The organism is Pseudomonas sp. HMSC065H01, assembly GCF_001815235.1.
Lineage (GTDB): Bacteria > Pseudomonadota > Gammaproteobacteria > Pseudomonadales > Pseudomonadaceae > Pseudomonas > Pseudomonas aeruginosa.
Genome location: NZ_KV819842.1, coordinates 1 through 5,269, shown reverse-complemented (window position 1 = coordinate 5,269; position 5,269 = coordinate 1). Strand labels below are relative to the sequence as shown.

General features: G+C 71.2%; 5 protein-coding genes. All 5 read right to left on the bottom strand.

All coding sequences use genetic code 11. From position 1 onward, the window contains the following. Positions 1-16 precede the first annotated feature (16 nt). From phzG to phzC, 5 genes are read right to left on the bottom strand one after another with little or no spacing between them, the layout of a single operon-like run. Entirely contained in the window at positions 17-661 is a 645-nt protein-coding gene (gene phzG, locus HMPREF3014_RS04230; RefSeq protein ID WP_003112073.1) for a phenazine biosynthesis FMN-dependent oxidase PhzG, read from the bottom strand. A 25-nt stretch (positions 662-686) separates the two neighbouring features. Further along, entirely contained in the window at positions 687-1,523 is an 837-nt protein-coding gene (gene phzF, locus HMPREF3014_RS04225; protein WP_003093628.1) for a phenazine biosynthesis protein PhzF, read from the bottom strand. Positions 1,524-1,536: 13 nt separating this feature from the next. Then, entirely contained in the window at positions 1,537-3,420 is a 1,884-nt protein-coding gene (gene phzE, locus HMPREF3014_RS04220) for a phenazine biosynthesis protein PhzE (RefSeq protein WP_003118954.1), read from the bottom strand. Beyond that, a complete protein-coding gene (gene phzD / locus HMPREF3014_RS04215) occupies positions 3,417-4,040 on the bottom strand; it encodes a phenazine biosynthesis protein PhzD (RefSeq protein WP_003093625.1) in 624 nt (207 codons plus the stop codon). Before phzD ends, phzE begins: the two co-directional genes overlap by 4 nt. Then, a complete protein-coding gene (gene phzC / locus HMPREF3014_RS04210; RefSeq protein ID WP_003093621.1) occupies positions 4,037-5,254 on the bottom strand; it encodes a phenazine biosynthesis protein PhzC in 1,218 nt (405 codons plus the stop codon). The genes phzD and phzC overlap by 4 nt, the downstream gene beginning before the upstream one ends. Between the last annotated feature and the right edge of the window lie 15 nt (positions 5,255-5,269).

Here is a 5,269-nt window from a genome sequence, read left to right as displayed (position 1 = left end):
CGGCGCAGCGGTGTCGTCACGGTTGCAGGTAGCGGTGCTTCCAGCCTCCTTCGTCGCGGTCGTAGCGCAGGCGCTCGTGCAGCCGCTCGGTGCCGTTGCCCCAGAACTCCACCGACTCCAGGCACAGTTCGAACAGGCAGTAGCCCGGCGGGCGCGGCAGCGGGCCGTCGGTTTCCGCCAGGCGCCGGGCTTCGGCGCGCAGGGCGTGGATGTCGGCGAGGGTTTCGCTCTGCCGCGAGGCGATCGACATCGGGTGGGTCTGGTACGGGCGGCTCAGCCACTGGGCGTCGGCGCGCTCGTCGGGCAGGCGTTCGGCGCGGCCGTTGAGGATGATCTGCTGGCTGCTCTCGCGCCAGTACAGCACCCCCGAGGCCCAGGGGTTCTGCGCCAGTTCGCGGCCCTTCTGGCTATCGGCGTGGGTGGCGAACACCACCCCGCGCTCGCCCAACTCGGCGATCACCACGATCCGCGTCGACGGCCGGCCCTGCCCGTCGACCGTGGCCAGGGCCAGTGCCCGCGGCTCGCGCACGCCATAGCGGCGGGCGCGTTCCAGCCAGTTGCGCAGCACCTCCATGGGGTTCGCCGGCGGCGCCTCGAACTCCGGGAAAGGGGCTTCGATGGTCCCGGTGAGGGACTCGGAAATATTCGCGTTGACGCCCATCACGGCGTTCCTCCGTTCTGCCCGTTCACAGGTAGGCCCGGCCTTCGGCGAAGGCCGCGCCGTTGCCCGACACTTCCACCGCCGAGACCCGCTCGCCGGCGCCCTCGGCGCGGGCGTACATGCGCGACGGCCGGCCGATCTCGACGCCCTGGAGGATCTCGATCTGCTGCCCGTAGGGAATCTGCCGGTGGCGCGCCAGGTGGATCGCCAGCGGCCCGGCGGCGGAACCGGTGGCGGCGTCCTCGACCACGCCGTAGGCCGGCGAGAACATGCGGCTGCGCCAGTGCCGCCCGGCGCCGGCGAAGCAGTTCACCGCCAGGTCCGGGAAGTCGCACAGCGCGCGGTGGTCGGGGTGCAGCGCGGACAGCGCGGCGACGCTCTCCAGGCCGACGAACACGTGGCGCGGGCCGTTGCGGTAGACCTCGATGGGAAAGGTCGAGCCCTTCAGGCCGAGGGCGGCGAGCAGCTCGGCCGGTCGGCTGAAGTGCTCCCAGGTGGGAATCGGCTGCTGCATGCTGCAAGCCACCACCTTGCCGTCCTGGCGCTCCAGGGCGAAGGGCACGGTGCCCATCCTGGTCTCCAGGAACAGCCTGTCCTTGTCGGTCTCGGCGCCCAGGGCGATGGCGGTGCCCAGCAGCGGGTGGCCGGCGAACGGCAGTTCGTTGACCGGGGTGAAGATGCGGATGCGCGCGTCGCCGTCCTGTTGCGGGCGGAGCACGAAGGTGCTCTCCGACAGGTTCATCTCCCGCGCCATGCGCTGCATGCGCTCGCCGCTGAGGTCGTCGCAGTCGAAGAACACCGCCACCGGGTTGCCTTGCAGCGGTTCGCTGGCGAAGGCGTCTATCACGACATATCTGTGCATGGGCTCTCCTGGCTCAGGGCCGCCGCTCGACCAGCGCGTGACGCAGCAGGTCGGCGATGATGCGCGGACCCTCGCGGGTCAGCACCGATTCGGGGTGGAATTGCATGGAGGCGAAGCGCGGCCCGCGCAGGGCATGGACCTCGCCGGTCTCGCGGTCGCGGCTGATCTCGATCGGGCCGACCTCGGGAATCTCGATGCGGTCCTGCAGGGCGCGCGCGGCGAAGGTGTTGTAGAAGCCGACGCGCTCGGCGGCGCCGAACAGGTCGATCTGTTTCTGCACGCCCTGGTTGGGCTCCTGCCGGCGTTGCAGGTCCAGGCCCAGGCACAGGCTCAGCACCTGGTGGCTCAGGCACACGGCGAGGAACGGCCGGCGCTCGCTGAGCAGCGAACGGATGGCCAGGTGCAGGTGGCCGATCTTCGGCTGGCCGATCTCGGTGGGGTTGCCCGGGCCGGGGCCCATGATCACCAGGTCGTAGCCGTCGAACGAGTACGGCTCCTGGAAGCCGCGCACGGTCACCGTCAGGCCCAGCGACTTGAGCTGCTTGGCGATCATCGAGGTGAAGGTGTCCTCGGCATCGACGATCAGCACCTCGCGTCCGGACAGGTCGGCCTGCAACTGCTGGCGCTCGCTGGCGCCGCGCAGCCAGAAGTCGGCGATCGGCGCGTTGCGGCTGGCCAGCGCCGCCACCACGTGCGGGTGCGAGCCCAGGCGCTGCGGCGCCTGGCTCTTCAGCGCGGCGATCAGCCCGGAAGCCTTGGCCCGGCTTTCCGCCGCCTCGCCCAGGGGATCGGAGTGACGCACGATGGTCGAGCCGACGCCGATGCGCAGGCGGCCGTCGCCCTCGATCTCGGCGGTGCGGATCAGGATCGCCGAGTCCAGCGTGCGCCCGCCCTGGCCGTCACCGCCGATCAGCGCCGCCACCCCGCTGTAGTAGCCGCGACCCTGCGGCTCGTAGCGGCGGATCACCCGGCAGGCGCTTTCCAGCGGGCTGCCGGTGACGGTCGGGGCGAACAGCGTCTCGCGCAGCACCTCGCGCACGTCGCGGCTGGTCTGGCCCTCGATGAAGTACTCGGTGTGCGCCAGGTGCGCCATCTCCTTGAGGTAGGGACCGAGCACCCGGCCGCCGTCCTCGCAGATCCGCGCCATCATCTTCAGCTCCTCGTCCACCACCATGTACAGCTCGTCGGCTTCCTTGCGGTTGTCGAGGAATTCCATGACCTCGGCCAGGTTCGGCCCGGCCGGCGGGTAGCGGTAGGTGCCGCTGATCGGGTTCATCACCGCCAGGCCGTCGCGCACGCTGATGTGTCGCTCGGGCGAGGCGCCGACCAGGGTGCGTTCGCCGGTGTGGACGATGAAGGTCCAGTAGGCGCCCTTCTCGCGCAGCAGCAACTGGCGGAAGAAACTCAGCGCGCTGGCCGTGGCGTAGCCGTCGATGCGCGCCTGGAAGCGCCGCTTGATCACGAAGTTGGCGCCTTCGCCGCGACCGATCTCGTCGGCGATGACCCGCCCGACCACTTCGGCGTAGGCCTCGTCGTCGAGGTCGAAACCTTCCTCGCTCAGTTCCAGCGCCTGGTTCGGCAGCAGCGCCAGGGCCTGTTCCAGCGGCAGCAGCTCCTGCTCCAGGACCTTCAGCGCCAGCAGCGGCGTGCCGTCATCGAGCGCCTCGAAGCCGCGCTCGGCGATCTGCCGGTAGGGAATCAGCGCCAGCAGGTCATGGCGCGGCAGGCCCGGGCCGGGCTCGTCCAGCGGCAGGTCGGCCAGGCCGTGCAGTTCGAGCGCCTCGCCGCGGATCACGTCGAGCAGGCCCGGGCCATTGCTTTCCGGGCGGTAGAGCAAGGCGAACGGCGCCGGCCGTTCGAGCAGGCGCTGCAACAGCGATGTGGGCAGGGCGTTCATTCCAGCACCTCGTCGGTGGTGACCACCATCGCGCAGCGGCTGGCGGCGTATTCCAGGGCCATGCGGTGGTGCGCCTCGCTGAAGTCGGCGATGGCGTCGGCCACCAGGAACGGCTGGATGTCGTTGGAGTAGGCGTCGACCGTGGAGATCAGCACCCCGACGTGGGCGTATACGCCGCACAGCACCAACTGGTCGCGGCCGGCGGCGCGCATCCGCTGGAGCAGGTCGGAGTGGAAGAAGGCGCTGTAGCGCCACTTGGTCAGCAGCCAGTCGTCCGGCCCCGGCGCCAGCTCCTCGACCACCTCGCGGTCGGCCGGACTGGCGCGCATGCCCGGCCCCCAGAAGTCCTTGAGCAGACCGCGCTGCTCCTCGGTCATGCTGCCCGGCTGGGCGGTGTAGGCGATCTGCACACCCTGCTCGACGCACCAGCGGCGCAGCCGCGCGGCGTTGGCCACCAGTCCGGCGCGCAGGCTCTCGGGCAGCGGGCGCAGGAAGTAGCGCTGCATGTCGTGCACCAGCAGCACCGCGCGCCGCGGCTCCAGGCTCCAGCGCGCCAGGTTGGCCGGCAACTGCTGGGCAGTCGGCAAGGGATAGGCGGTGATTTCGGGAATGCCGCTCATGCCACGGTCTCCAGGGGGAAGGTTGCGCTCGGGATCGCTTCTGCGCCGGACCAGGCCATCACCGCGCTGAGCGCCTGCCAGGGGTTCAGCCGCGGATCGCAGAGGCTGGTGTAGTGCCGGCTGACCTGGTGCAGGCCGCTGGAATCGGCGACGCACTCGGTGACGTCGTCCGGGGTGGTTTCCAGGTGCAGCCCGGCGGCCACGCCGCCGGAGCCGGACACCGCCAGGCGGAACGCCGCCACCTCCTCGGCGATGCTGCGCACCAGGCGGGTCTTGTTGCCGCAGGGCGCGACGATGGTGTTGCCGTGCATCGGGTCGCTCAGCCAGATCACCGGGTGCCCCGCCGCGCGCACCGCCTCCACCAGCGGCGGCAGGCGCTCGCCGACCTTCTGCGCGCCCATCCGCGCGATCAGCGTCAGGCGCCCCGGCTCGCGGCGCGGGTCGAGGCGCTCGCAGAGCGCCAGCAACTGGTCGCGGCCGATCTCCGGGCCGACCTTGCAGGCCACCGGGTTGAGCACCTCGGCCAGCAGCGCCACATGGGCACCGTCGACCTGGCGGGTGCGCTCGCCGATCCACGGCCAGTGGGTCGAACCGAGATAGACCCGGCGCTGCTCGTCCTCGCGCAGCATCGACAGCTCGTAGTCGAGCAGCAGCATCTCGTGGCTGGTCCAGACCGGCGAGGCATTCGCCTCCTGCCCGGACGCGGCGTCCCAGCCCAGGTGGCGCATGATGTTGCGCGCCGCCGCGTAGCCCTTGAGGATCCGCTGCGGATCGGCCCGGCGCTGCTCGGCATGGGCCTCGCGGCCGTTGACCATGTCGCCGCGATAGACCGGCAGGGTCTGCTCGCCGACCTGCTCGTGCGGCTTGGAACGCGGCTTGGCGTACTGCCCGGCGATGCGCCCGACGCGGATCACCGGCCGCCGGCCGGCCAGGCGCAGGGCGCCGGCCAGCAGTTCCAGCACGGCGGCCTTGCGCGCCACGTTCTCGGCATGGTGGTCGTCCATGTCCTCGGCGCAGTCGCCGCACTGCACCACCAGCGCCTCGCCGCGGGCGACCCGCGCCAGGGTCGCGCGCAGGGCCAGGATGTCGCCGGCGCGGATCAGCGCCGGACTGCCGCGCAGGTACGCCTGCACGTCGCGCAGGCGCGACGGATCGCCCCATTCGGGTTGCTGCAGCGCTTCGCAGCGCCGTACGCGTTGCAATAGATCGTCCATGGTGGGTCCCCCTTC